20 protein-coding genes are annotated in these 21,005 nt (G+C 69.6%); 13 read left to right on the forward strand and 7 right to left on the reverse strand.

Annotation, left to right across the window (positions count from 1 at the left end; translation table 11 throughout):
* Positions 1 to 46 precede the first annotated feature (46 nt).
* Both L942_RS03645 and L942_RS03650 read left to right on the forward strand, forming a co-directional pair.
* Positions 47 to 523, forward strand: coding sequence for a carboxymuconolactone decarboxylase family protein (locus L942_RS03645; RefSeq protein ID WP_037354873.1), 477 nt, complete (start codon positions 47 to 49; stop codon positions 521 to 523).
* On the forward strand, positions 472 to 1,698 hold the full coding sequence (locus L942_RS03650) for an MFS transporter (RefSeq protein ID WP_235078880.1): 1,227 nt from the start codon (positions 472 to 474) through the stop codon (positions 1,696 to 1,698). The genes L942_RS03645 and L942_RS03650 overlap by 52 nt, the downstream gene beginning before the upstream one ends.
* Here the strand turns inward: L942_RS03650 and L942_RS03655 are convergent.
* Both L942_RS03655 and L942_RS03660 read right to left on the reverse strand, forming a co-directional pair.
* The gene (locus L942_RS03655) at positions 1,665 to 2,855 is read right to left on the reverse strand and encodes an acyl-CoA dehydrogenase family protein (protein ID WP_037354876.1); all 1,191 of its coding nucleotides are present in this window, start codon (positions 2,853 to 2,855) and stop codon (positions 1,665 to 1,667) included. The two genes, L942_RS03650 and L942_RS03655, sit on opposite strands and share 34 nt — an antisense overlap.
* A complete protein-coding gene (locus L942_RS03660) occupies positions 2,852 to 3,976 on the reverse strand; it encodes a CaiB/BaiF CoA transferase family protein (protein ID WP_037354879.1) in 1,125 nt (374 codons plus the stop codon). Before L942_RS03660 ends, L942_RS03655 begins: the two co-directional genes overlap by 4 nt.
* A gap of 106 nt (positions 3,977 to 4,082) precedes the next feature.
* Between L942_RS03660 and L942_RS03665 the strand changes: the two genes are divergently transcribed.
* Positions 4,083 to 4,826: an IclR family transcriptional regulator gene (locus tag L942_RS03665; RefSeq protein ID WP_037354881.1), complete on the forward strand. Its 744-nt coding sequence runs from the start codon at positions 4,083 to 4,085 to the stop codon at positions 4,824 to 4,826.
* Here L942_RS03665 and L942_RS03670 read toward each other — a convergent pair.
* Positions 4,823 to 5,233 carry a MarR family winged helix-turn-helix transcriptional regulator gene (locus L942_RS03670; RefSeq protein ID WP_037354883.1) on the reverse strand — a complete coding sequence of 137 codons (411 nt, stop codon included), beginning with the start codon at positions 5,231 to 5,233 and terminating at the stop codon, positions 4,823 to 4,825. The genes L942_RS03665 and L942_RS03670 overlap by 4 nt on opposite strands.
* 110 nt (positions 5,234 to 5,343) lie before the next feature.
* On the opposite strand from L942_RS03670, the gene L942_RS03675 reads away from it, so the two are divergent.
* The 7 genes from L942_RS03675 to L942_RS03705 all read left to right on the forward strand — a co-directional run bounded on the left by L942_RS03675 (position 5,344) and on the right by L942_RS03705 (position 12,680).
* Entirely contained in the window at positions 5,344 to 6,414 is a 1,071-nt protein-coding gene (locus tag L942_RS03675) for a substrate-binding domain-containing protein (protein WP_037354886.1), read from the forward strand.
* A gap of 87 nt (positions 6,415 to 6,501) precedes the next feature.
* Positions 6,502 to 7,128, forward strand: a complete 627-nt coding sequence (locus L942_RS03680) for an AmiS/UreI family transporter (RefSeq protein ID WP_037354888.1) — start codon at positions 6,502 to 6,504, stop codon at positions 7,126 to 7,128.
* A 25-nt stretch (positions 7,129 to 7,153) separates the two neighbouring features.
* Positions 7,154 to 8,191, forward strand: coding sequence for an aliphatic amidase (locus L942_RS03685; protein ID WP_037354890.1), 1,038 nt, complete (start codon positions 7,154 to 7,156; stop codon positions 8,189 to 8,191).
* Positions 8,192 to 8,234: 43 nt separating this feature from the next.
* Entirely contained in the window at positions 8,235 to 9,281 is a 1,047-nt protein-coding gene (locus tag L942_RS03690; protein WP_037354892.1) for an AAA family ATPase, read from the forward strand.
* A gap of 79 nt (positions 9,282 to 9,360) precedes the next feature.
* Entirely contained in the window at positions 9,361 to 10,518 is a 1,158-nt protein-coding gene (locus L942_RS03695) for a sialidase family protein (protein WP_037354893.1), read from the forward strand.
* Positions 10,519 to 10,547: 29 nt separating this feature from the next.
* Positions 10,548 to 11,282, forward strand: coding sequence for a thioesterase II family protein (locus L942_RS03700; RefSeq protein ID WP_037354894.1), 735 nt, complete (start codon positions 10,548 to 10,550; stop codon positions 11,280 to 11,282).
* 918 nt (positions 11,283 to 12,200) lie between these two features.
* On the forward strand, positions 12,201 to 12,680 hold the full coding sequence (locus tag L942_RS03705) for a nitroreductase family deazaflavin-dependent oxidoreductase (RefSeq protein ID WP_106964792.1): 480 nt from the start codon (positions 12,201 to 12,203) through the stop codon (positions 12,678 to 12,680).
* Between the two features lie 254 nt (positions 12,681 to 12,934).
* Here L942_RS03705 and L942_RS03710 read toward each other — a convergent pair whose 3' ends face one another.
* From L942_RS03710 to L942_RS41865, 3 genes are read right to left on the reverse strand one after another with little or no spacing between them, the layout of a single operon-like run.
* Entirely contained in the window at positions 12,935 to 14,179 is a 1,245-nt protein-coding gene (locus L942_RS03710; RefSeq protein ID WP_037354895.1) for an RNA polymerase sigma factor, read from the reverse strand.
* Positions 14,179 to 14,562 carry a YciI family protein gene (locus L942_RS03715; RefSeq protein ID WP_037354896.1) on the reverse strand — a complete coding sequence of 128 codons (384 nt, stop codon included), beginning with the start codon at positions 14,560 to 14,562 and terminating at the stop codon, positions 14,179 to 14,181. The genes L942_RS03710 and L942_RS03715 overlap by 1 nt, the downstream gene beginning before the upstream one ends.
* Before the next feature lie 34 nt (positions 14,563 to 14,596).
* Complete coding sequence (locus tag L942_RS41865; RefSeq protein WP_081654924.1) at positions 14,597 to 15,727, reverse strand: TetR/AcrR family transcriptional regulator; 1,131 nt, start codon at positions 15,725 to 15,727, stop codon at positions 14,597 to 14,599.
* A gap of 95 nt (positions 15,728 to 15,822) precedes the next feature.
* Between L942_RS41865 and L942_RS03725 the strand changes: the two genes are divergently transcribed.
* Positions 15,823 to 17,370, forward strand: a complete 1,548-nt coding sequence (locus tag L942_RS03725; RefSeq protein WP_037354898.1) for an FAD-dependent monooxygenase — start codon at positions 15,823 to 15,825, stop codon at positions 17,368 to 17,370.
* An 872-nt stretch (positions 17,371 to 18,242) separates the two neighbouring features.
* Here L942_RS03725 and L942_RS03730 read toward each other — a convergent pair.
* Entirely contained in the window at positions 18,243 to 18,863 is a 621-nt protein-coding gene (locus L942_RS03730) for an L-threonylcarbamoyladenylate synthase (protein WP_037354900.1), read from the reverse strand.
* An 83-nt stretch (positions 18,864 to 18,946) separates the two neighbouring features.
* On the opposite strand from L942_RS03730, the gene L942_RS03735 reads away from it, so the two are divergent.
* Together L942_RS03735 and L942_RS03740 are read left to right on the forward strand one after the other, a co-directional pair.
* Positions 18,947 to 19,666, forward strand: coding sequence for an MgtC/SapB family protein (locus tag L942_RS03735; protein WP_081654925.1), 720 nt, complete (start codon positions 18,947 to 18,949; stop codon positions 19,664 to 19,666).
* A 118-nt stretch (positions 19,667 to 19,784) separates the two neighbouring features.
* A complete protein-coding gene (locus L942_RS03740) occupies positions 19,785 to 20,606 on the forward strand; it encodes a DivIVA domain-containing protein (protein ID WP_037354901.1) in 822 nt (273 codons plus the stop codon).
* The last annotated feature ends 399 nt before the right edge of the window (positions 20,607 to 21,005 follow it).

Consider the following 21,005-nt stretch of genomic DNA (forward strand, 5'->3'; position numbering starts at 1 on the left):
GTAGATTGGCCAGGAACCCAGACCAATCGGGGCCTAATCTAGGTCCATGACAACGACGATCGCCATCCCCCAGCGCCTCGATTTCGACGCCCTGGCCCCGATTTTCTCCCGCGCGATGAGCACCCTGGACGACGCCGCGACCCAGCAGCTCGACCACGCCGGCATCGACCCGGCCCTGCGCGAACTGGTCCGCCTCCGCGCGTCCCAGCTCAACGGCTGCGCGTACTGCGTCGACATGCACTCGCGGGCCGCGCGCAAGGAAGGCGTTACCGCACAGCGGGTCGACGCACTCGCCGTCTGGCCGGAATCCGGCCTGTTCACCGCTGCCGAACGAGCCGCGTTCGCACTCACCGAGGACGTCACGCGCCTCTCCGAAACGCACGTCCCCGAGCCCACCGTCTCCGCCGCGGTCGCGGAGTTCGGCGAGGAAGGCGCGGCCGCGCTGATCGCGCTCAGCACTGCCATCAACATGTGGAACACGGTCGGCGTGTCGACCCGCTGCTGGTCGGTCAGCCCGGCATGACCAGCGCGCGCACGGCGATCCGGCGGCTCGCCACCGCCCAAGCCCTGACCTCGGCGGGCGACGGCGCGGTGCTGGCCGTGTCCGCCGTCCACTTCACCACCCGGGTCGGCCTGCCGGCGGGCATCGTGGCGCTCGGGCTTTCGCTCGGCGCCGCGACGAGCCTGACCACCACCGTTCCGTTCGGGACGCTGCTGGACCGGATCGGCGCCCGCCGTGCACTCGCGGCGGCCACCGTCGCTGCGGTCGCGGGCCTGTTGCTGTTCGCCGTCGCGCACACTGTTCCGCTGTACATCGCCGCGTGCGCGCTCTTCGCCTGCGGGCAGAGCGCGCTCGCGGCGGGCCGCCAAGCGGTCGTCGCGACCGTCGTGGCGCCCGAAGGCCGAGTCCGAGCCCGCGCTTTGCTGCACACTGCCGTGAACATCGGCATCGGCGCGGGCTCCGGGCTCGGCGCGCTCGTGTTGGCCGCCGGAACCAACGCGGTCACCGTTTTCGTCGTCGATGCCGCGTTGTTCGTTCTCGCCACCGCGCTTTACCTGCACGCCGGACCGGACGCGCCCACCGAACGCCAGACCGGCTGGCCGGCCTTGCGCGACCGCCGCTACGTCACCCTGACCGTACTGGCCGCGATCACCCAGCTGACCATGCCGATCCTCAGCGTCACTCTTCCACTGTGGATAGTCACCCGAAGTTCTGCTCCACAATGGACGTCCGCGGTGGTGTTGCTGGCCAACACCGTCCTCGTCGTGCTCCTCCAACTGCCGATCAGCCGCCAGGTCCGCGACGCCCGCACCGCACGCCGATCCCTTGCCGTGGCCGGGATCTTCCTGATCGCCGCCTGCTCCGTCTTCGGCTCGCTCAGCGCTTCGCCGCACCCCGTGGTCCTGGCGCTAGCCGGCGCACTCCTGCTCACCGTCGCCGAAACAACCGCCTCCGCCGGCGCCTGGCACCTCGCGTTCAGCTTTGCCCCCGAAGGACATCAGGGCCAATACCAAGCGCTGTTCGCCACCAGCACCGCGCTCGCCCGCATCACCGGACCGATCGTGCTGGTCCCGCTGGTGCTGACGTTCGGCTTCCTCGGCTGGACGCTCGCCGGGCTCGGAATGCTGGCCGCGGCCGCCGCGCTGGCGGCCCTGGCCGCGCCTCAGCGGAAAGCGGACTGCCCGGTGATCGCCTGACCGACGACCAGCGTGTGCATCTCGACGGTGCCCTCGTAGGTGAGCACCGATTCGAGGTTGTTCATGTGCCGGATCACCGGGTACTCCAGCGAAATCCCGTTCGCCCCGAGGATCGTGCGCGCGGTGCGGCAGATCTCGAGCGCCTCGCGGACGTTGTTCAGCTTGCCCAGGCTGACCTGTTCCGGCCTCAGCACCCCGGCGTCCTTGCGCCGTCCCAAGTGGATCGCGAGCAGCAACGCCTTCGTGTACTCGAGCGTCATGTCGACAAGTTTCTGCTGCGTCAGCTGGAACGCCGAGATCGGCTTGCCGAACTGCGTGCGGTCCTCGGCGTAGGACATCGCCGCCTGCAGGCAGGAACGCGCCGCGCCGACCGAACCCCACACGATGCCGAAGCGCGCTTCGTTGAGGCAGCTCAACGGTCCCTTCAGCCCGGTGACCTCCGGGAGCACCGCGTCCGCGGGCAGCCGCACGCCGTCGAGAACCAGCTCGCTCGTGACCGAAGCGCGCAGCGACATCTTGTGCTTGATCTCCGGAGCCGAGAAACCCGGCGTGTCGGTCGGCACCACGAAGCCGCGGACGCCCTTGTCGGTCTGCGCCCACACCACGGCCACGTCGGCGACGCTTCCGTTGGTGATCCACATCTTCCGGCCGTCGAGGACCCAGTCGTCGCCGTCGCGCCGCGCGCGGGTGCGCATGCTGGCCGGGTCCGAGCCGGCGTCCGGTTCGGTCAGCCCGAAGCAGCCGATCGCGTCGCCCGCCGCCATCGACGGCAGCCACTGCTGCTTCTGCTCCTCCGAACCCCATTTCCAGATCGCGAACATCGCCAGCGAACCCTGCACCGACACCAGCGAGCGGATGCCCGAGTCGCTCGCCTCCAGCTCCAGGCAGGCGAGCCCGTACTCGGTCGCCGACATCCCGGCGCAGCCGTAGCCCTCCAGGTGCATGCCGAGCACCCCCAGCGACCCCAGATCCTTGGCCAGGCCGCGGACGTCGGGCAGTTCGCCGCGCTCGAACCAGTCGCCGACGTACGGGTCGATCCGGTCGGCGCAGACCCGCCGGACCGCGTCCGCGATCGCCTTCTCGTCTTCGGTGAACAGGTCGCCGAGCCCGGCGGGGTCGCGCGGATCCAGCGGCGGCAGGGACTTCGTAGCGCTCATTTCTTCTCCTCTGCGAGCCAGCGGCGAATCTCGTCGCTGTGCTGCCCCAGCCGGGGCGGGGCGGTGTAGCGGGCGACCGGCGTTTCCGAATAGCCGATCGGATGGCGGACCTGGGGCGGCGCGTCGTCGCCGACCGACACCGTGGGGGCGAGACCGAGCGATTCCGCCAGCTTGAACCCGTCCGCGAGGTCGCCGACCGGACCGGCGGGCACGCCGACTTCGGTCAGCCGCGCGGCCCACGCCTCCACTGTGTCGGCGCCGAGCTGCTGTTCGAGCGCGGCCCGCAGCTCCGGACGGTGGCGCACGCGTTCGGCATTCGTCGCGAACCGCCCGTCGTCGGCCAGTTCCGGAACGCCCAGCACCTCGGCGAGCCGGCGGAACTGCCCGTCGTTGCCGCAAGCCAGCGCGAGCACGTCGTCCTTGCAGCGCAACGTTTCGTACGGCGCGATCGACGGATGCGAATTGCCCATCCGGCGCGGTGCGCGCCCGGTGGTGAGATACGAAGAAGCCTGGTTGGCCATCGAACCGAGCAAACTGGACAGCAGATTCACCTCGACCCGCTGCCCGCGTCCGGTCTTCTCGCGGGCTCGCAACGCGGCGAGAATGCCGATGGTGGCGTCCTTCGCGGCGAGCACGTCGACGAGCGCGACGCCGGCCTTCGTCGGTTCGTCGGTGCCGGTGACGCTCATCAGGCCGCCCATCGCCTGCACGAGGAAGTCGTAGCCGGGCAGATCCGCGTCGCCGCCGAAGCCGGAAACCGAGCAGTACACGATGCCGGGGTTACCCACGCGGACGGATTCGTAGTCGAGCCCGCGCCGCCCCAGCGCGCCGGACCGGAAGTTCTCCACGAGCACGTCGGCGCGCCGGGCGAGCTCGCGCGCCAGCACCAGATCGTCCGGATCGCCGAGATCGAGCACCACGGACTGCTTGGACCGGTTGGCGCATTCGAAATACGAGCTGGAGTGCGCGGTCCACGGCGGCCCCCAGCCGCGGGTGTCGTCCCCGGCCCCGGGCCGTTCGACCTTGATCACCGTCGCCCCGAGGTCGGCCAGGTTCACGCACGCCAGCGGACCGGCCAGCACCCGGCTGAAGTCCGCGACGACGACCCCGTCCAGTGGCATGCTCACGAGCGCACCTCCTCGCTACGCATACTGGCATCAGATTACGTATTTACGCAACCCACTGGTCCGGGTAGAGTCCGCGATCACCCGAGGAGAGAAAGCACCGATGCCGACGCACCCCACGCCGGACGGCCGCCCGAGGCCGCACCACCGGATGATCGACCGGGTGTCGACCATCCTGGAACGGGCCGCGCGCTCCCGGAACGGGGTCACGCTCACCGAGTTCGCCCGCGAGCTCGACGCGCCGATGAGCTCGATCCAGGGCCTGGTCAACGGCCTCGTCGCGACCGGCTACCTCGACGAGCACGACCGCCGCTACTCCCTCGGCCCCGCGCCGTTCCTGCTCGTCCGGCTGGTCGGCCGCCCCACCGTCACCACCGTGTCGCACGAGGATCTCGAAGCGCTGCACGAGGAAACCGGGATGACCGCGGTGCTGGCGATCATGGTCGGCAGCGACCTCTATTACGTCGACCACGCCTCGCACGACCCGCGCTACGCCTACCTCGCCGAAGGTTTCGTGCGCCGCTCCCCGATCCGCACTTCGACGGGGTGGATCCTGCTGGCCGCCATGGAAAACCGCGATCTGTGGCCGCAGATCGGCGCCCTGCCGCCCGCGGACGCGGAACTGGTCGAGCGCTTCGTGCAGGACCTGACCCGGATCCGCGCCGAGGGCCTGGTCGCCGCGCCGAGCGCTTCGACCGAAGCGGACGGCGTGTCGGTCGCCGTGGTCGAAGACGGCCGGACCGTCGCCGCCGTCGGCATCATGGGCAGCCACGCCGAGGTGGCCGAGCGCAAGGACGAGCTGGCGAAGGTCCTGACCCAGCACCGTCGTGCGTGGCAAGCGCGCTAGCAGCCGGGATCAACGCGCACGAGAGCCGCCAGCACCCCGCCGCCGGGATCCAGTTCGCCCTCCACCTCCGCCAGCTTGGCCGAGGCCCGCTGATGCGCACTGCGTCCGCGCGGCGCGAGGTACACCCGCACGCGGCGCCGGTCCTCGACGTCCACCTCGCGATACGCCGCCGCGGTGGTGACCAGCCGGTCGACCACCCGGGTCAGCGTCGGCCCGGTGACCAGCGTGCGCCCGGCCAGTTCGGTCATCGTGAGCCCGTCGCCCGCGGCGAGCGCGTCCAGCACCAGCCAGCCGTCGAGGGTCAGCCCCTCTTCCTTGAGCAGCGGCTCGATCCGCAGGGTGACCGCGCGTGCGGTGCGGGTGAGCGCGCGGATGAACGACGCCTCGGCCGCCTGTACCTGCCTCATCGCACCCGCCCTCGTTCCCGCCCTTGCGCAAATGCCTCCGCATTGTAAGACTTTCAAATGGAAGCAAGTCAACCGGCAAGTTTGGAAGTCTCAAGAAGCCCGGAGCCGGCATGGGACTCGGAGTCGCCAGCCGCGCGAGCGCGTTGCGCGTCGCGCTGGTCGTCCCGCTGCAGGGACCGGCGGGCCTTTTCGGGCCCTCGTGCGAGGCGATCAGCGAACTCGCGGTCCGCGAACTCAACGACGCGGGCGGCGTCCTCGGCCGCGAAGTGACGCTGGAGGTCGTCGACGGCGGCGCTCCCCCGGCCCAGGTCGCGTCGGCCGTGCGCCGGTTGGTCGACGCGGGCGAAATCGACGCGGTCACCGGTTGGCACATCTCTTCAGTCCGCAACGCGCTCGCGCCGGTGCTCGCCGACCGCGTCCCGTACGTGTACACGTCGCTGTACGAAGGCGGCGAAAACCGTTCTGGCATCTACTGTTCCGGCGAAATACCGCGCGTGCAGATCCAGCCCGCCCTGCGGTGGCTGCGCGACAACTGCGGCGCACGAACCTGGTTCGTGGCGGGCGACGACTACGTATGGCCGCGCGGTTCCGCGGACGCGATCCGGCGCTATGCAAGGGAACTCGACCTTCAAATCGCCGGCGAAGCGTTCGTCGGGCTGGGCTCGGGTGACATGGCGAGGCTCGTCCGGCGCGTCGAAACGTCGGCGTGCGACGGGGTGCTCATGCTGTTCGTCGGACAGGACGCGGTCCGGTTCAACCGCCAGTTCGCCGCACGCGGCCTGCACGAGCAGATGCTGCGCTTCAGCCCGTTGATGGAAGAGAACATGCTGCTGGCCAGCGGAGCCGAAGCGACGCGAAACCTCTTCGTGTCCGCCGCATACTTCCGTTCGCTGGTCACCGCGGACGCGATGGACCTGCTCGGCCGCTACGTCCACCTGCACGGCCCGGCCGCGCCGCCGCTGAACAACGCGGCCGAATCCTGTTACGAGGGCTTGCATACGCTCGCCGAACTCGCCCGCCGCGCCGGCACTCCGGACCTGCGCGCGTTCAACGCCGCCATCGACGGAGTCGCCTACGACGGACCGCGCGGCACGGTCGAATTCCACGGCCAGCAAGCGGCCCAGCACGTGCACCTCGCCGCCGCGCACGGCTGCGACTTCGACCCGATCACCCGGCTCTGACCCGTCCCGCCCGGTCTTGACGGCCGCTCTTCGCCCATTTATTTTCATCTGACAGTATTTCATCTGGTACCAACTGAGGAGCGTGCGTTGAACAACGTCGGCCTGCTCTACGTCGGGGCGGTACTGCTGGTCAACGGGCTGATGCTGCTCGGGCGCGTGCCCGCGCGGTCGGCCGCCGCGCTGAACCTGTTCGTGGGCGGGCTGCAGTGCGTCACGCCGACGGTGCTGATCATCCAGGCGCACGGGGATTCCGAGGCGATCCTCGGCGCGTCCGGGCTGTTCCTCTTCGGCTTCACCTACCTGTACGTCGGGATCGCGAACCTCGCCGGGCTCGAACCCGAGGGCATCGGCTGGTTCTCGCTGTTCGTCGCGGCTGCGGCGCTCGTGTACGCCGGGTTGGCGTTCTGGCGGCAGGACGATCCGGTGTTCGGCGTCATCTGGCTGTCCTGGGCTCTGCTGTGGGGCCTGTTCTTCCTCGTGCTCGGGCTCGGCCGCGAGCAGCTGACCCGGTTCACCGGCTGGACGACCGTCCTGCTGAGCCAGCCGACCTGCACGCTGCCCGCGTTCCTCGCGCTCACCGGCGGCTACCGCTCCACCGGGACCACCGCGCTCATCGCCGCGGCGGCCGCCGTCCTGCTCGTCGCTCTCGCCGCGGTGCTCGGGTTCCGCGGCCAGCCCCGCCCTGTCCACGACCGCGCCGCGGCCGCGGCCTGACCCTCCCATCAGAAGGAGAATTCCCATGCGACACGGTGACATTTCCTCGAGCCCGGACACGGTCGGCGTCGCGGTCGTGAACTACAAGATGCCGCGGCTGCATTCGAAGGCCGAGGTGCTGGACAACGCGCGCAAGATCGCCGACATGGTGGTCGGCATGAAGGGCGGCCTGCCCGGAATGGACCTCGTCGTGTTCCCCGAATACTCGACACAGGGGATCATGTACGACGAGCAGGAAATGTACGACACCGCGGCCACCGTGCCCGGCGAGGAAACCGCGATCTTCTCCGCCGCCTGCCGCGAGGCCGACACCTGGGGCGTTTTCTCGATCACCGGCGAGCAGCACGAGGACCACCCGGACAAGCCGCCGTACAACACCCTGGTGCTGATCGACAACCACGGCGAGATCGTGCAGAAGTACCGGAAAATCCTGCCGTGGTGCCCGATCGAGGGCTGGTACCCGGGCGACACGACCTATGTCACGGACGGCCCGAAGGGGCTCAAGATCTCGCTGATCATCTGCGACGACGGCAATTACCCGGAAATCTGGCGGGATTGCGCGATGAAGGGCGCCGAGCTGATCGTCCGCTGCCAGGGGTACATGTACCCGGCGAAGGACCAGCAGGTGCTGATGGCGAAAGCCATGGCGTGGGCGAACAATTGCTACGTCGCGGTCGCCAACGCGGCCGGCTTCGACGGCGTGTACTCGTATTTCGGGCATTCGTCGATCATCGGTTTCGACGGCCGGACGCTCGGCGAAACCGGCGAGGAAGAGTACGGAATCCAGTTCGCCCAGCTGTCGCTGTCGGCGATCCGGGACGCCCGGGAGTACGACCAGTCGCAGAACCACCTGTTCAAGCTGCTGCACCGGGGCTACTCGGGCGTGCACGCGGCCGGCGACGGCGACAAGGGCGTCGCGGACTGTCCGTTCGAGTTCTACCGCACGTGGGTCACCGACGCGCAGAAGGCGCAGGAGAGCGTCGAGGCCATCACGCGCAGCACGATCGGCGTCGCCGAATGCCCGGTCGGCCAGCTTCCTGCGGAAAAGACGAAACAGGCCTGATTCCCCGCTGGCTGCCGGTTTTTCGGTTCAGGGAAAGGACACCATGCCGTTCATCACCGACAGGTATCACGACCAGAACCGGAACCGGCAGCCAGCCGCTCCGGCCGCCGCCCCGGTCGCGTCCGCTCCGGACACCCCCGCCGCACTCGCCGAACGCCTGCGCAGCCGGGTCCTGGGCCAAGAAGCAGCCGTCGAAGCGGTCGTCCGGGCGATCACCCTGGCCCGCACGGGAGCGACCGAACCCGACCGTCCACTCGCGACAGTCCTGCTCCTGGGCCCCACCGGCGTGGGCAAAACCGAACTCGTCCGCCAAGTGGCCACCGCCCTGCGCTCCGGACCGGACGATTTGTGCCGGGTGGACATGAACTCCCTAGCCCAGGAACATTACGCAGCGTCCTTCAACGGCGCTCCGCCCGGTTACGCGGGAAGCAAGGAAGCGTTCACCGTCTTCGACCGATCCACTGTGGAGGGTGACCCGTACGCCCCAGGAATCGTGCTGTTCGACGAAGTGGAAAAGGCCCACCCGACCGTCCTTCGCGCCCTCCTCGGCGTGCTGGACAACGGAATGCTGCGTCTCGCGAACGGCCAGGAGAAGATCTCCTTCCGCAACAGCTACGTCTTCCTCACCTCGAATCTGGGTTCCCAAGAACTCGCCCGCCGCCGCGGGTCCCGATGGCGCACGCTGCTGGACCGCGGCCACGCCCGGCGAACCGTCGTCGACAAAGCCCTGCGGTCGTTCTTCGACCCGGAATTCCTCAACCGCATCGACGAAACGGTGATCTTCGCCGAACTGGACCGCACCACCGTCGAAAAGGTCGCCCGTCTGGAAACCGACCTGCTGCGCGCGAGGCTCCGCCGCCGCGGCGTGGATCTGCGGGTAGCCGAATCCGCCGTCCGGTTCCTCGCCGACGAGGGCTTCGACCCGGTGTACGGCGCACGCGGCCTGCGCCGGACCCTGCGCACCCACCTGGCCGCCCCGGTAGCCGCGGAAATCCTGCGAGTGCGCCCGACCGGCACGGCGTCGTTGCGGATCACCGCCACCGCCGCGAACGGAACGATCCGCGCCGCTGCCACCGATCCGGAGTCTTGACGCCGCGCGACCGCCTCTCTAAGTTCTCCGCACATAGGACGTCGGACATCCCATGTCCGGAGCGAGAGGCGGTCCCCCGGTGTTCCCGAGAACAGTCGCGCTTGCGCTCGCCGCAACGATCTTGCCCTTCCTCCCGGCACCACCGGTCAGCGCGGCGCCGAGCTGCACTTCTTCGACACCGTTCGTCTCGGGCACCGAGGGCTACCACACCTTCCGCATCCCGGCGGCGGTCCGCGCGAAGGACGGCTCGCTGCTCGCCTTCGCCGAAGGTCGCCGTGACTCCGCCGGCGACTCCGGCGCGATCCAGACCGTCGTCAAGGCTTCGCACGACGGCGGCTGCACCTGGGGCGGTCTGCGCGTAGTCGACAGTAACGGCGAAGGCACCGCCGGAAACCCGACCCCGGTGTTGGCCCGCAACGGCGACCTGGTGCTCCTGACTGTCCACAACGGACCCGTCAGTGAGAGCGCCATCATGTCCGGCGCGGTGTCCCCGCAAGACAGCCGCCGGGTCTTCGTCCAGCGCAGCCCGGACAACGGCCGCACCTGGACTCCCGCCCAAGACATCACCGCCACGGCGAAACTGCCGTCCTGGCGCTGGTACGCCACCGCCCCCGGCCACGCGACTCTGCTCAAGCACGGCCGGTACGCTGGCCGGATCATCGTGCCCGCCAACCACTCCAGCGCGCCGCCAGCGGGTTCCGCGGACGTCGGAACCGAAGCCAAGTACTACGGCGGCCACGACCTCTACAGCGACGACAACGGCCGCACCTGGCACATCGGCTTCACCGACGACCCGACCGACGGCGTCCTCGCCCCCAACGAAACCACCGCCACCGAATTGCCGGACGGCACGGTCTATTTCTCGAGCCGCAACCAAGGCTCCGCCCCGGAACACCGCCTGGACGCCTACAGCACCGACGGCGGCCGCACCCTGACCCGCCCTTATCAGGTGCAGCCGACCTTGTCCGGCCCGAAGGTGGAAGGCAGCGTCCTGCAAACGACCGACCGGCGCGTACTCCTCTATTCCGGCCCGTCCGACCCGGCGGTGCGCCGCACGATGCAACTGAGGACCAGCACGGACCACGGCGAAACCTGGCAGCCGTCCACCGTTCTCGCCGACGCCCCGGCGGGCTACTCCGACCTGGTGCAACCGGACCGGTTCACCGTCGGCGTCCTTTTCGAGACCGGGGTGACCAGCGCGGATGAAAAGATCGAATTCCGCCGCTTGCCCCTTTGAGGCCGGCTGCCCCCGGTAAAATCGGCCGCATGACGGACCCGTGGCTGCGCCGTTTCCACCCCGCCGACGACGCCCCCGCCCGTGTGGTGTGCCTGCCGCACGCGGGCGGTGCGGCGCCGTTCTTTCATCCGCTGTCGAAGTCGCTGTCCCCCGCCGTCGACGTCCTGGCGGTGCAGTATCCCGGCCGCCAGGACCGGATGGCCGAACCCGCCCTGCGCTCGGTCGACGAGCTGGCGGACGGTGTCACCCAAGCCCTCCTGGCGTGGCTGGACCTGCCCGTGGTGCTGTTCGGCCACAGCATGGGCGCGACCCTGGCGTACGAGGTGGGCCTGCGCCTGGAATCCCGAGGAACACCCGCACAAGCGGTAGTGGTCTCCGGCCGCCGAGCCCCGTCCCGTTTGGTGCACGAACAAGTCCACCTCCAAGACGACAACGATCTGCTGTCCGAAATCGAAGGCCTGGCCGGCACCGACCCGAAGGTGCTGCGCGATCCCGAGCTGCGAGAACTGTTCCTGCCAGCTTTGCGCGCGGACTACGCGGCCATCGAGACGTACCGCCCGAGCCCAGGCCCGCTCGCCGCACCGATCCACGCCCACACCGGAGACGCCGACCCACACGCCCCGGTCGACGACGTGCAAGCCTGGTCGACCCACACCACCGGCGACTTCACCCTGACCACCTATCCCGGCGGCCATTTCTACCTGATCGACCACGCGGCTGCCGTGACCGATGCCCTGCTGAAACTGACTACGAGCGGGGTTTAGGGTCCTTTTTGGCGATTCCCGATCCGTTGGCAGTGTTCTCTGCGCCGTCGTCCCCAGGCCTGACCGAGAACGCGTTTGCCTGCCGGACCGCTGCACGGCTCCGGTGCCCCGATCAGGCTCTGGCCGCTTGCAGCGGAGTTCGTCTTGCTCTGGGCGCGAACTGCTTTTCGTTCCGGCGGCAGCATTCCGCTGTCGTCTGTCTCTGGCGCTTACGTGCCAAGTTCGCCTTGGCGCTTACGTGCCAAGTTCACCTTGACCACTATCCGGTGCCACCGTTTGCCCGCCCCGCCGCCCCGCCTCGCCGCCCGTCCCCGCCGCCAGGCCTCGCCGCCCGGCCGAACCGCGACCCCGCCGCGCCATCGAGACCATCGGCGCCCCTTCGCCACTCGGCCGATCGGCAACTCCCTCGCCGCACAGCCGGTCCCCAACTCCGTCGGCGCGTCCGCACCACCACCGCCCAGCCGTACCGCAACTCCGTGGCCCCCTCCACACCCCTTCGCCACCCGGCCAATTCTTCGCCACCCGGCCAAATCACAACTTCCTCGCCGCCCGGCCGAACCGCCAACCCGCCGCGCCATCCGCACAACCGGCGCCCCTTCGCCACCCTGCCAAGCGCAACACCCTCACCGCCCGGCCGAACCGCGACGCCGCCACACGATCCGCACCGCCCCCTCCTCACCCGGCCAGGTCGCAACTCCTCACCGCGCGCCCAGCCGAGCCGCAACTCCGTCGCGCCGTCCGCAACACCCCCCTCACCACCCGGCCAAGCCACAAGACCCTCGTACCAACCGACGGCCGCACCTCACCATCTCGACGACCCCAACCCTTTTTTTCACCGCCCGCCGAGCAGCCACATTTACCGATCGCCCGAGCCGCCACCCCGCGGACTTCCCTCCGCCTCCCCGTAGGCTGCCGCCCATGGAACTGCGCAGGATGTTCGCCGGTCTGGGCCGCAGCAAGGCATTCGCCGCGTTCGGCCAAGCGATGATGCCCGCCGACCGCCTGCTCCTCCGCATCAGCGGCGGCCGCCTAGGCGTGGGCGCGGCAGTCGGACTGCGCACCCTCCTGCTCACCACGATCGGCCGCACCACCGGCGAACCCCGCCAGGTCCCGCTGCTGTACGTCGAACGCTCCGGCGGATACGTAGTCATCGGCTCCAACTGGGGCGGCGAAAACCACCCCGCCTGGACCGCAAACCTCCTGTCCCACCCCGACGCGACAGTCTCCGTCCACGGCCGCACCGTGCCAGTGCGAGGCCGTCTCCTGAAGGACGCCGAACGCCAGGAAATGTGGGACGCCGTCGCCTCCTACTGGCCTGCCTACGACCGCTACGCCGAACGCGCTGCCCACCGCGAGATCCGAGTATTCCTCCTGGAACGCACCACCCCAGCCGCCTGACCGGCTCCCACTCCAGACTCCTCCAGCCCCTTCGGAAACCCTTTCTGCAGCGACACCGCTGAGCCAGGTTCCCGACGGCTCCTGCTCGCCCTCGCTCGTCCGGCGATCCTCCCGCCTGGCGGCATTCCCGCCCGTTGGCTTTTCGTCCGGCGACTTTTCCGTCCGCGGCCTTCTCGCCCGGTGACCTATCCGTCCACGCGACCGAACCGTTGGCCCGATCGCCGACCGGTCCAGCACCGCCCCAGCCCGGCTGCCTACTCCTCGCGCGGAAGAAACTTCGCCGCCTTCGCCTGGAGGTACCGACGTTCCGGCATGCTGCTCGTCCGCTTCGCCGCACGCAGGTAGTGCTGATGCGCACCCGCGGTGTCGCCGCCGAGTTCGAGCAGATGCGCCCGGACCGCGTCGAGCCGGTGACCCTGCTTGAGGCGTGCGTCGTCCTCGAGCGTCGACAGCAGCGCCAGCGCTTTCTCCGGGCCGTGCACCATCGCGACCGCGATGGCCCGGTTGAGCGTCGTCACCGGGCCGGGCGCGAGTTGTTCGAGCAGGTCGTACAGCTCCAGGATCTGCGCCCAGTCCGTGGAATCCGTCCCCGCCGCCTGGTCGTGCAGTGCCGCGATGGCAGCCTGCACCTGGTACGGCCCCACCGGACCTCGCCCCAGCACCCGGTTCACCAATTCCAGGCCCTCGACGATCAACGGCACTGTCCACTGTCGACGGTCCTGCTCGGCGAGCGGCGTCAACGCTCCGTCGGGCCCGGTGCGCGCCGGCCGTCGCGCGTCGGTGAGCAGCATGAGCGCGAGCAGGCCCGCGACTTCCCCATCGTCCGGGAGCAGCGCGTGGACTGCGCGGGTCAGCCGGATCGCTTCCTCGGACAGCTCGACCCGGTGCAGTTCCTCGCCCGACGTCGCCGTGTATCCCTCGTTGAAAATCAGGTACAGCACGTGCAAGACGACCTGCAGCCGAGCCGGCCAATCCTCGGCGGACGGTGGAGTGAAGGTCGAACCGGCCGCTGCGACGCTTTCCTTCGCCCGCGTGATCCGACGCGCCATAGTGCCTTCCGGCACCAGGAACGCGCGCGCGATCTCGGCCGTCGTCAGTCCGCCGACCGCGCGCAGCGTCAGCGCGACCTGCGAGCTGGGCGTGACCGCCGGATGGCAGCACAGGAACAGCAACGTCAACGTGTCGTCCTGCTCCGGCGGCTGCTCGTCCCCGGGCCCGGGCACGACCGCGGTCAGCGCGACGTCCTGCACCGCAACGGTTTCTTCGCGTCGCCGTCGAGCACTCTCACTGCGCCACAGGTCGGTGAGCCGCCGCGTCGCCACCGTGAGCAGCCACGCGCGCGGATTGTCCGGCACGTCGCCGGCCGACCACTGTTCGACCGCAGCGACGAGTGCCTCCTGGACCGCGTCCTCGCACGCCTCGAACTGCCCGTACCGCCGCACGAGCGTCCCGAGCACCTGCGGCACGAGCGGCCGGAGCAGCTCGCCGACGTCCGCCATCAGCCTAGGTCGGTCTGTGTTTCCGCGTCAGCGAAGAACACGACCGGCCGGACCTCGATACCGAGCCCGTCGATCCCCGCGTCGGGAATCATCGCGGCGACCTCGAGCGCCCGGTCGCGGCTCTCGCATTCGACCAGGTAGAACCCGGCGAGAAACTCCTTCGACTCGGCGTACGGGCCGTCGGTGACCGCGGGGACCCCGCCGCGCACCCGCACGACAGCACTGTCCTCTGGTCCGCCGAGCGCCTGGGTGCTGATCATCTCGCCGGACGCGCGAATCTTGGCGATGAAGTCCGCGTGCCCGTCCATCACCTCCTGTCGGGTCTCCTCGCTCAGCGCCTCCCATATCTCGGGGTTCATGTGCATCGTCAGCAGGAACTTCACGTCGTCCTCCCGGCAGCCAGTCCAGGCGACCAACCTAGCCGAGCCGCGCGGCGATGCCGTCCAGCAGACATTCGAGGCCAAGCTCGAACTGCGCGTCGTCGGCCGCTGCCTCAGCCGTCCTCCGCGCTTCAGCGGCTGCCTTCGCGTCCGCCGCCTGTCCCGGCACGCCCCGGCCGTCCGCCGCCGGGCCGAGACGACCACCGCCCTCTCGACCAGCCCCAGCCGCCCGAGCGACACCAGCACCCTCACGGCCCACCTCAGGTACCAACCCGGCCGGTACCGCCCGGGCGGTACCGCCGCCCTCGCGGTCCACCTCAGGTACCGACCCAGCTCCGGCCGAGCGGGCGGCACCACCCGCGCTGTCCGCCCCAGGCATCCGCCCAGACCCCGCCGTCTCCGCACCCGACCGCGCACCCGGCTTGCCGCCTCCGGCCGTCCGGTCAGCCGCATCCGACTCCGAGCCTGCCCCAGAGCCGTCCGTGCCGACCTGAGCCGCCTCGCCATCCGCGTCGTGCCGCTGGACCAGAAAGCTCTCCAGCACCCGAGTGAGAAGCGGGTAGGGCCCGTCCTCCGACGCGACGTCGCCGAACCAAGCCCGCGCCTGCCGCTGCACGTCCACGACGTCGACGAACGAGTTGCGCTGCCACATCGCCCGCTCTTCCGCCCACTGCAGCGCCTGACCGATGACGTACCCGTCGAGCAGCCGGGCGTACCCGAGCGCCGACGCGAGGTCCTGGCCCAGCCGGTCGAACGTCGCCAGCACGAATTCAGTCCGCCGGCTCGCGTTCGGCCCCGCCGGGGGCCGCTGGTGCACGAGCCGCGCGTACCACGGATGCCGCTTCGTCATCGTCCACGTGTCGACCGCGACGGCAGTCAGCTCGCCCCGCCAGTCCTCGCCCGGGACTTCCGGAGTGCGCACCTCACTGTTCGCCAGGTCCAGCATGAGGTCGACCAGACCGTCTTTGTTGTGCACGTAGCGGTACAGCGACATCGGAGTGGACGCGCCCAGCTCCTTCGCCACTGCCCGCATCGTGAGCGCCTCCGCGCCGCCGTGGTCGGCCAGGCGCACGGCCGCGTTCACGATGTCGACTCGTCCGAGACCCCATCCGCGCTCCGGCGGCTCAGGCAACAGCCAAATCGGCGGTGTCGGCCCTTGATCTCCCATTCAGCTCCTTGTCTCCAGCCCGCTTGCGTACACAGTACATCCTCATGTACAACGTACACAAGATGTACAACGTACACGCCCCTGGGGGTTGGGAAATGACTGCTCGAATTCCTGTTTTGATCTGCGGTGGAGGGATCGCCGGACTCACCGCGGCGCTGCTGCTCCACCGCGAAGGAGTAGCGCCGGTGCTGGTGGAGAAGCACGCCGGCACGTCTCCGCAGCCGAAGGCACGCCGGTTCAACCCGCGCAGCACCGAAGTGTTCCGCTCGCTCGGCCTGATGGGCGAGGTCGAGCGGGCCAGCGCACCGCTCGCGTCATTCACCGGAATGCTCTTCGGCGCCACGCTGGCCGACGCGACCTGGCCAGAGGTCACCGGATCCCTGCGCGAGCGGCTCGTCCAGCACACGAAAATGCCGGACCTCAGCCCGGCGCCAAGCGTGCTGTGCCCGCAGGACGTGCTGGAACCGGTGCTGCGGCAGGCAGCGGTCGAGCGCGGCGTGTCGGTTCGGTTCGGCACTGAGCTGGTGTCATTCGACCAAGACCACACCGGGATCACCGCAGAACTGCGCCCGATCGACGGCGAGCCATACCAGCTCAGAGCGGAATACCTCATCGCGGCGGATGGTGCGCGCAGCCCGATCCGCACCGCGCTCGGCATCCCGCGCAGCGGCCGCGGGCACCTGGCGGACAACCTCGACATCTGTTTCCGCGCCGACCTCACCGAGCTGGTCCGCGAAAAACCGTTCAACCTGTGCCGGATCGAAAACCCGGCCGCGTCCGGTGCGTTCGTGTCGGTCAACGGCACCGACCGGTGGCTCTTCTCCGCCTCCGACTTCCCCGGATCGGATTCCATGGGCGAGGACGGCTGGCGCGAGTTGCTGCGCACCGTCGTCGGCGTGCCGGACCTCGAGGTCGAGGTGCTGAGCCGGATGCACTGGGAGTCCGGGATGTACGTGGCCGACCGGTTCTCCTCCGGCCGGGTCTTCCTGGTCGGGGACGCCGCGCACGCGATGCCGCCGATGGCCGCCGCGGGGGCGAACACCGCGATCGCGGACGCAGCCAACCTCGCCTGGAAACTCGCCGCGGTGCTGACGGGGAAGGCGACGCCCGCCCTGCTCGACACCTACCACGCCGAGCGGTACCCGATCGGATACGCGACGGCGGAGTTCTCGAGCATGGTCAGCGGCCACCTCGGCACCATGCTCGCCACGATCACCAGCGACGACGCGCCGCGCGTCGACCCGCTCGCCGCGCTGTTCGGAGTGCAATACGAGCGCGGCGCCTTCGTCCCGGACGGCCGCGGCCCCGCCCCGGAAGACCGGTACGCCCCGGCTGGCCGGCCGGGCACGCGGGTACCGCACGCCTGGCTCGACGCCACGACGTCCACAGTGGACTTGGCGGTGCCTGGCTTCGCCTTGCTCTGCGGACCGGACCACGCTCGGTGGGCCTCCGAGGCCAGCCAGCTAGGCCTTCGCCTGGTTCCCATCTCGGACGAAGCGTGGCTGGCCGAGACAGAACTGCCTGCCGACGGTGCGCTGTTGCTCCGGCCGGACGCCATCGTCGGCTGGCATTCCTCATCGGAGGTCCCGCTGGCCGACGCCCTGGACCGCCTGCTCAACACCCCGGTGGAGGCAACCGTGTGACCTCGTCGACGGTGCCCGGGTTCGCCCGCCCCGCGCACCGAATCCGCCACCGCGTCACTGTGAGGAAGGAGCATTGATCGAACCCACCTGAGCGCGCGATCTCCGGGTGCCGGTATTTGCCAGCCCGCTTCGGCACCTGACCGGACGTGATCCGCCGTTGCCTCTCCTGACCAGGTCGAACCGTGCCACCTGCCAGCCCGCACCTGCTGCGGCTCGCGCCTGAAGGAGAGCCACTGGCGAAGCTGATGACAGCGAGGATCGCCACGACCCGCGCCAACGGGAATCCAGAGAGCCAGGTCCGAACGTCGCGACGACCTCCACGCACACGCTGAAAGCGAGGGCGGTGGAAGTGGCGGTCCCTGCACGCGACGTGGGACGCGCGTCGGAATACGCCAGATGTGTCGCTGAATCGGCCCCGGTGCCGCCAAGGGTGCTCGGTGTTCCGAGCCACGAGAAATCATCCGCAGCCCGCATCGAAAGGAGGCTCGCCAGAGAGCTCCGTAACTGGCCGACGACCACGCCAAGTCGTCGCTTTCACCCGGCTTGCGCCGCATGCGTTCGTGTTAGCGGCAGGCCAGCTGAGATCACCCACCTCACGGCCTAAGCGTTGTCATGCGGCACTCGCCGCCGCTGCACTGGCTTCCTTGCCTCGATCACCGCGAGCCAGGCGCAGCCGCTCCGAGCCGCAGCCAGTAGCCGTCAGTTCACGCGGACCAGATTGGCAGCAGGCGTGTCAAGAAGCTGTCAGCGGTAGCCGTCGAGTCAAGCAAAACCGTGTCAAGAGCGGTCGCGCCCAGCGGCCCGGAATCCACCGCCCGCATCAGGTCCAACTAAGGCCCTGTCAGGAGGGACAAAACCGATGCCGACCCCGCTCACTCGAACCGGGACGGGTCTCCCGCCCCGTGCCGCACGACCTCCGCCTCGCCGGAGGAGAAGTCGATCACCGTGGTCGGTTCGACGCCGCAGTCGCCGGAGTCGATGACGGCGTCCAGGACGTGGTCGAGTTCTTCCTTGATCTCCCAGCCCTGGGTGAGGGGCTCGCCGGAATCGGGCAGCAGCAGCGTGCTCGACAGGATCGGCTCGCCCAGTTCGCCGAGCAGTTCCTGGGTCACCACGTGGTCGGGGATCCGCACGCCGACGGTCTTCTTCTTGGCGTGCAGGAGCCGCCGCGGGACTTCCTTCGTCGCCGGGAGGATGAACGTGTACGGCCCCGGGGTGCTGGCCTTGACGGCCCGGAACACCGCGTTGTCGACGTGCACGAACTGGCCGAGCTGGGCGAAGTCCTGGCAGACGAGCGTGAAGTGGTGCCGGTGGTCGAGCTTGCGGATGGTGCGGATGCGTTCCATCCCCTGCTGGTTGCCGATGCGGCAGCCGAGCGCGAAGCACGAGTCGGTCGGGTAGGCGATGAGCCCGTCGTCGCGCAGCAGGTCGACCACCTGGGAGAGCGCGCGGCGCTGCGGGTTCTGCGGGTGCACGTCGAAGTAGCGGGCCATTGCCCGAGCTTAGGCGTGCCCGCCGGGCCGGGCGCGCGGGCTCGCCGGGGGCCGGGCACAGTGACGGGCGAGGAGGTACGTCTGTGCACGCTCTGTGGTCCACTCGCGAACAGTGGGAACTGCTGCCGCCGGTGCTGCTCGCCCTGCTGCTGAGCACGGTGATCGGCATCGAGCGCGAGGTCGGCAACAAACAGGCCGGCCTGCGCACGCACACGCTGGTCGGCGTCGGGTCGGCGGTCTTCATGCTCGTGTCGAAATACGGTTTCGCCGATTTGCTGGGCATCGAGCACGTGGCGCTTGACCCGTCGCGGATCGCCGCGCAGATTGTGTCGGGCATCGGGTTCGTCGGCGGCGGGCTGATCTTCGTGCGCCGCGACGCGGTGCGCGGCCTCACGACCGCGGCGACCGTCTGGCTCGCCGCGGCCGTCGGCGTCGCGTGCGGTGCCGGACTGCCGGTGCTGGCCGTCGCGACCACCGCCGGGCTCGTCGTGATCACGCGCGGATTTCCGAGGATTTCCCGGTTCGTCGCGCGCCATCGTCGGCAGCCGCCGATCCTCCGGTTGAGTTATGCGGACGGGCATGGCGTCCTGCGTGCCGTCCTCGCCACTTGCACCGATCGAGGTTGGGCAGTCCACCGGGTGGCGGTGGACCGGGAGACAGTTTCCGAAGAGGGACAACGGATCGCGGTCGTCACCTTGATGCTGCAGGGGCGTGGTGATCTTCCCGAACTCACCGCGGAACTGGCCGAATTGCCCGGCGTGCGAAGCACTGCGACCGGGACCGAAGACCCGCTTGAAGATTGACCCGCCCCGGGCGCACACGGACGGGCGGACTTCAGGCACACTGGAGGCAGTGCGGAAACCCCGGCGCGGCAAGAAAAACGCGCGCCGAGGAGAAACCATCCAAATGGGAGGTGAGAGCATGGCCCCCGGCGGTGGCGAGGACCTGATGGCCGTCCGGCCGTCCTTCGACTTGGCTTGGCGCGGCTATCAGCGCGGCCAGGTCGAAGAATTCGTCACGTGGGTCGAGGCGGAATTCCAGCGCCTCGCCGCGGAACGCGACGCCGCGGCGCGACAAGCGGCCGAACTCGCGGAGCACAATCGCGAACTGCGCGCGACGATCGACCGGATCAGCCGCACCCCGATCGCGCCGGATGCCTTGCAGGAACGCTCGCGCCGGATGGTCGAGCTGACGCGCGAGGAAGCCGCGGAGATCACAGCCCGCGCCGAGGACACCGCCGCGCGGATCATCGCCGACGCCAAGGCAGAAGCCGTCCGCCTCACCAAAAAGGAACGCGCGCTCGTCGAAGCCGTCGCCGCGGATCGCGAGCACCAGCGAAGAGAACACGAAGATCTGCTGCGCCGCGCGGTCGAAGAACGCAAGGCCGCAGACGAAGCGGCAGCGAAGGAACGCCAACGGCTCGAGGAACACCTCACCCGCACGCTGGCCGACCGCCGCACCGACGCACTCCGCGAAATCGCCGACCGCACCGCCGCCGCCCGCGCCGAAGCCGACGCACACCTCCGCCAAGCCACCGACCACGCCACCCGAATCGTCGCCGACGCCGAACGACGGGTTGCCGAACTCGTCGCCGTCCAGCAACGGGTCAAGGCCGCGCTGCGCGGTGCCCGCGAACTGCTGGCCACCGCGAACGCCGAACTCGCCCCGGACGCGACGCCGGTGCCGAACCAGCGGCGCACGTCACCGCTGGCCGAAGTCGCCGAGGTCACGCCGACCGGGTGAGCCTCGGACGCGCGGGGCCGCCAGGGTGCGCCCGTTCGGCGATGCTCGTGGGCAAGAGGGAACCCATGCCGAGCATGTACCGCAATGCCCGGTAAACGCTCGCTCTCACCGGGTGCCCTATACCGACCGATGCGGTGCGTGCTCGCCGGTGCCTGCTCCGAACGAGCGCCCATGCCGAGCCAGTGCCGCACATTCTCGGCGATGCCTATTACCAACGGCGGCCCATACCGACCCGATGTCGCGCTGCTCGGCGACGCCAACTCTCGGCAGGTGCCCCATAACGACCGGATACAGCACATGCCCGGCGACGCCCGCTTCGAACGGGTGCGCCATGCCGGGGTCTGCTCAGGGTTTGGTTGACACCTCACCTGTGAGGCTTCGGCCTCGCCTGGAAGGATG

It is taken from the genome of Amycolatopsis orientalis DSM 43388, assembly GCF_000411975.1.
Taxonomy (GTDB): Bacteria; Actinomycetota; Actinomycetes; order Mycobacteriales; family Pseudonocardiaceae; genus Amycolatopsis; species Amycolatopsis orientalis_D.

Excerpts from the sequence above, each read along its gene's own strand:
- L942_RS03700 (WP_037354894.1), top strand. The coding sequence starts at position 10,548 with ATGACGGACCCGTGGCTGCGCCGTTTCCACCCCGCCGACGACGCCCCC.
- L942_RS03705 (WP_106964792.1), top strand. The coding sequence starts at position 12,201 with ATGGAACTGCGCAGGATGTTCGCCGGTCTGGGCCGCAGCAAGGCATTC.
- L942_RS03725 (WP_037354898.1), top strand. The coding sequence starts at position 15,823 with ATGACTGCTCGAATTCCTGTTTTGATCTGCGGTGGAGGGATCGCCGGA.
- L942_RS03690 (WP_037354892.1), top strand. The coding sequence starts at position 8,235 with ATGCCGTTCATCACCGACAGGTATCACGACCAGAACCGGAACCGGCAG.
- L942_RS03730 (WP_037354900.1), bottom strand. The coding sequence starts at position 18,863 with ATGGCCCGCTACTTCGACGTGCACCCGCAGAACCCGCAGCGCCGCGCG.
- L942_RS41865 (WP_081654924.1), bottom strand. The coding sequence starts at position 15,727 with ATGGGAGATCAAGGGCCGACACCGCCGATTTGGCTGTTGCCTGAGCCG.
- L942_RS03655 (WP_037354876.1), bottom strand. The coding sequence starts at position 2,855 with ATGAGCGCTACGAAGTCCCTGCCGCCGCTGGATCCGCGCGACCCCGCC.
- L942_RS03675 (WP_037354886.1), top strand. The coding sequence starts at position 5,344 with ATGGGACTCGGAGTCGCCAGCCGCGCGAGCGCGTTGCGCGTCGCGCTG.
- L942_RS03665 (WP_037354881.1), top strand. The coding sequence starts at position 4,083 with ATGCCGACGCACCCCACGCCGGACGGCCGCCCGAGGCCGCACCACCGG.
- L942_RS03670 (WP_037354883.1), bottom strand. The coding sequence starts at position 5,233 with ATGAGGCAGGTACAGGCGGCCGAGGCGTCGTTCATCCGCGCGCTCACC.
- L942_RS03710 (WP_037354895.1), bottom strand. The coding sequence starts at position 14,179 with ATGGCGGACGTCGGCGAGCTGCTCCGGCCGCTCGTGCCGCAGGTGCTC.
- L942_RS03660 (WP_037354879.1), bottom strand. The coding sequence starts at position 3,976 with ATGCCACTGGACGGGGTCGTCGTCGCGGACTTCAGCCGGGTGCTGGCC.
- L942_RS03685 (WP_037354890.1), top strand. The coding sequence starts at position 7,154 with ATGCGACACGGTGACATTTCCTCGAGCCCGGACACGGTCGGCGTCGCG.
- L942_RS03740 (WP_037354901.1), top strand. The coding sequence starts at position 19,785 with ATGGCCCCCGGCGGTGGCGAGGACCTGATGGCCGTCCGGCCGTCCTTC.
- L942_RS03645 (WP_037354873.1), top strand. The coding sequence starts at position 47 with ATGACAACGACGATCGCCATCCCCCAGCGCCTCGATTTCGACGCCCTG.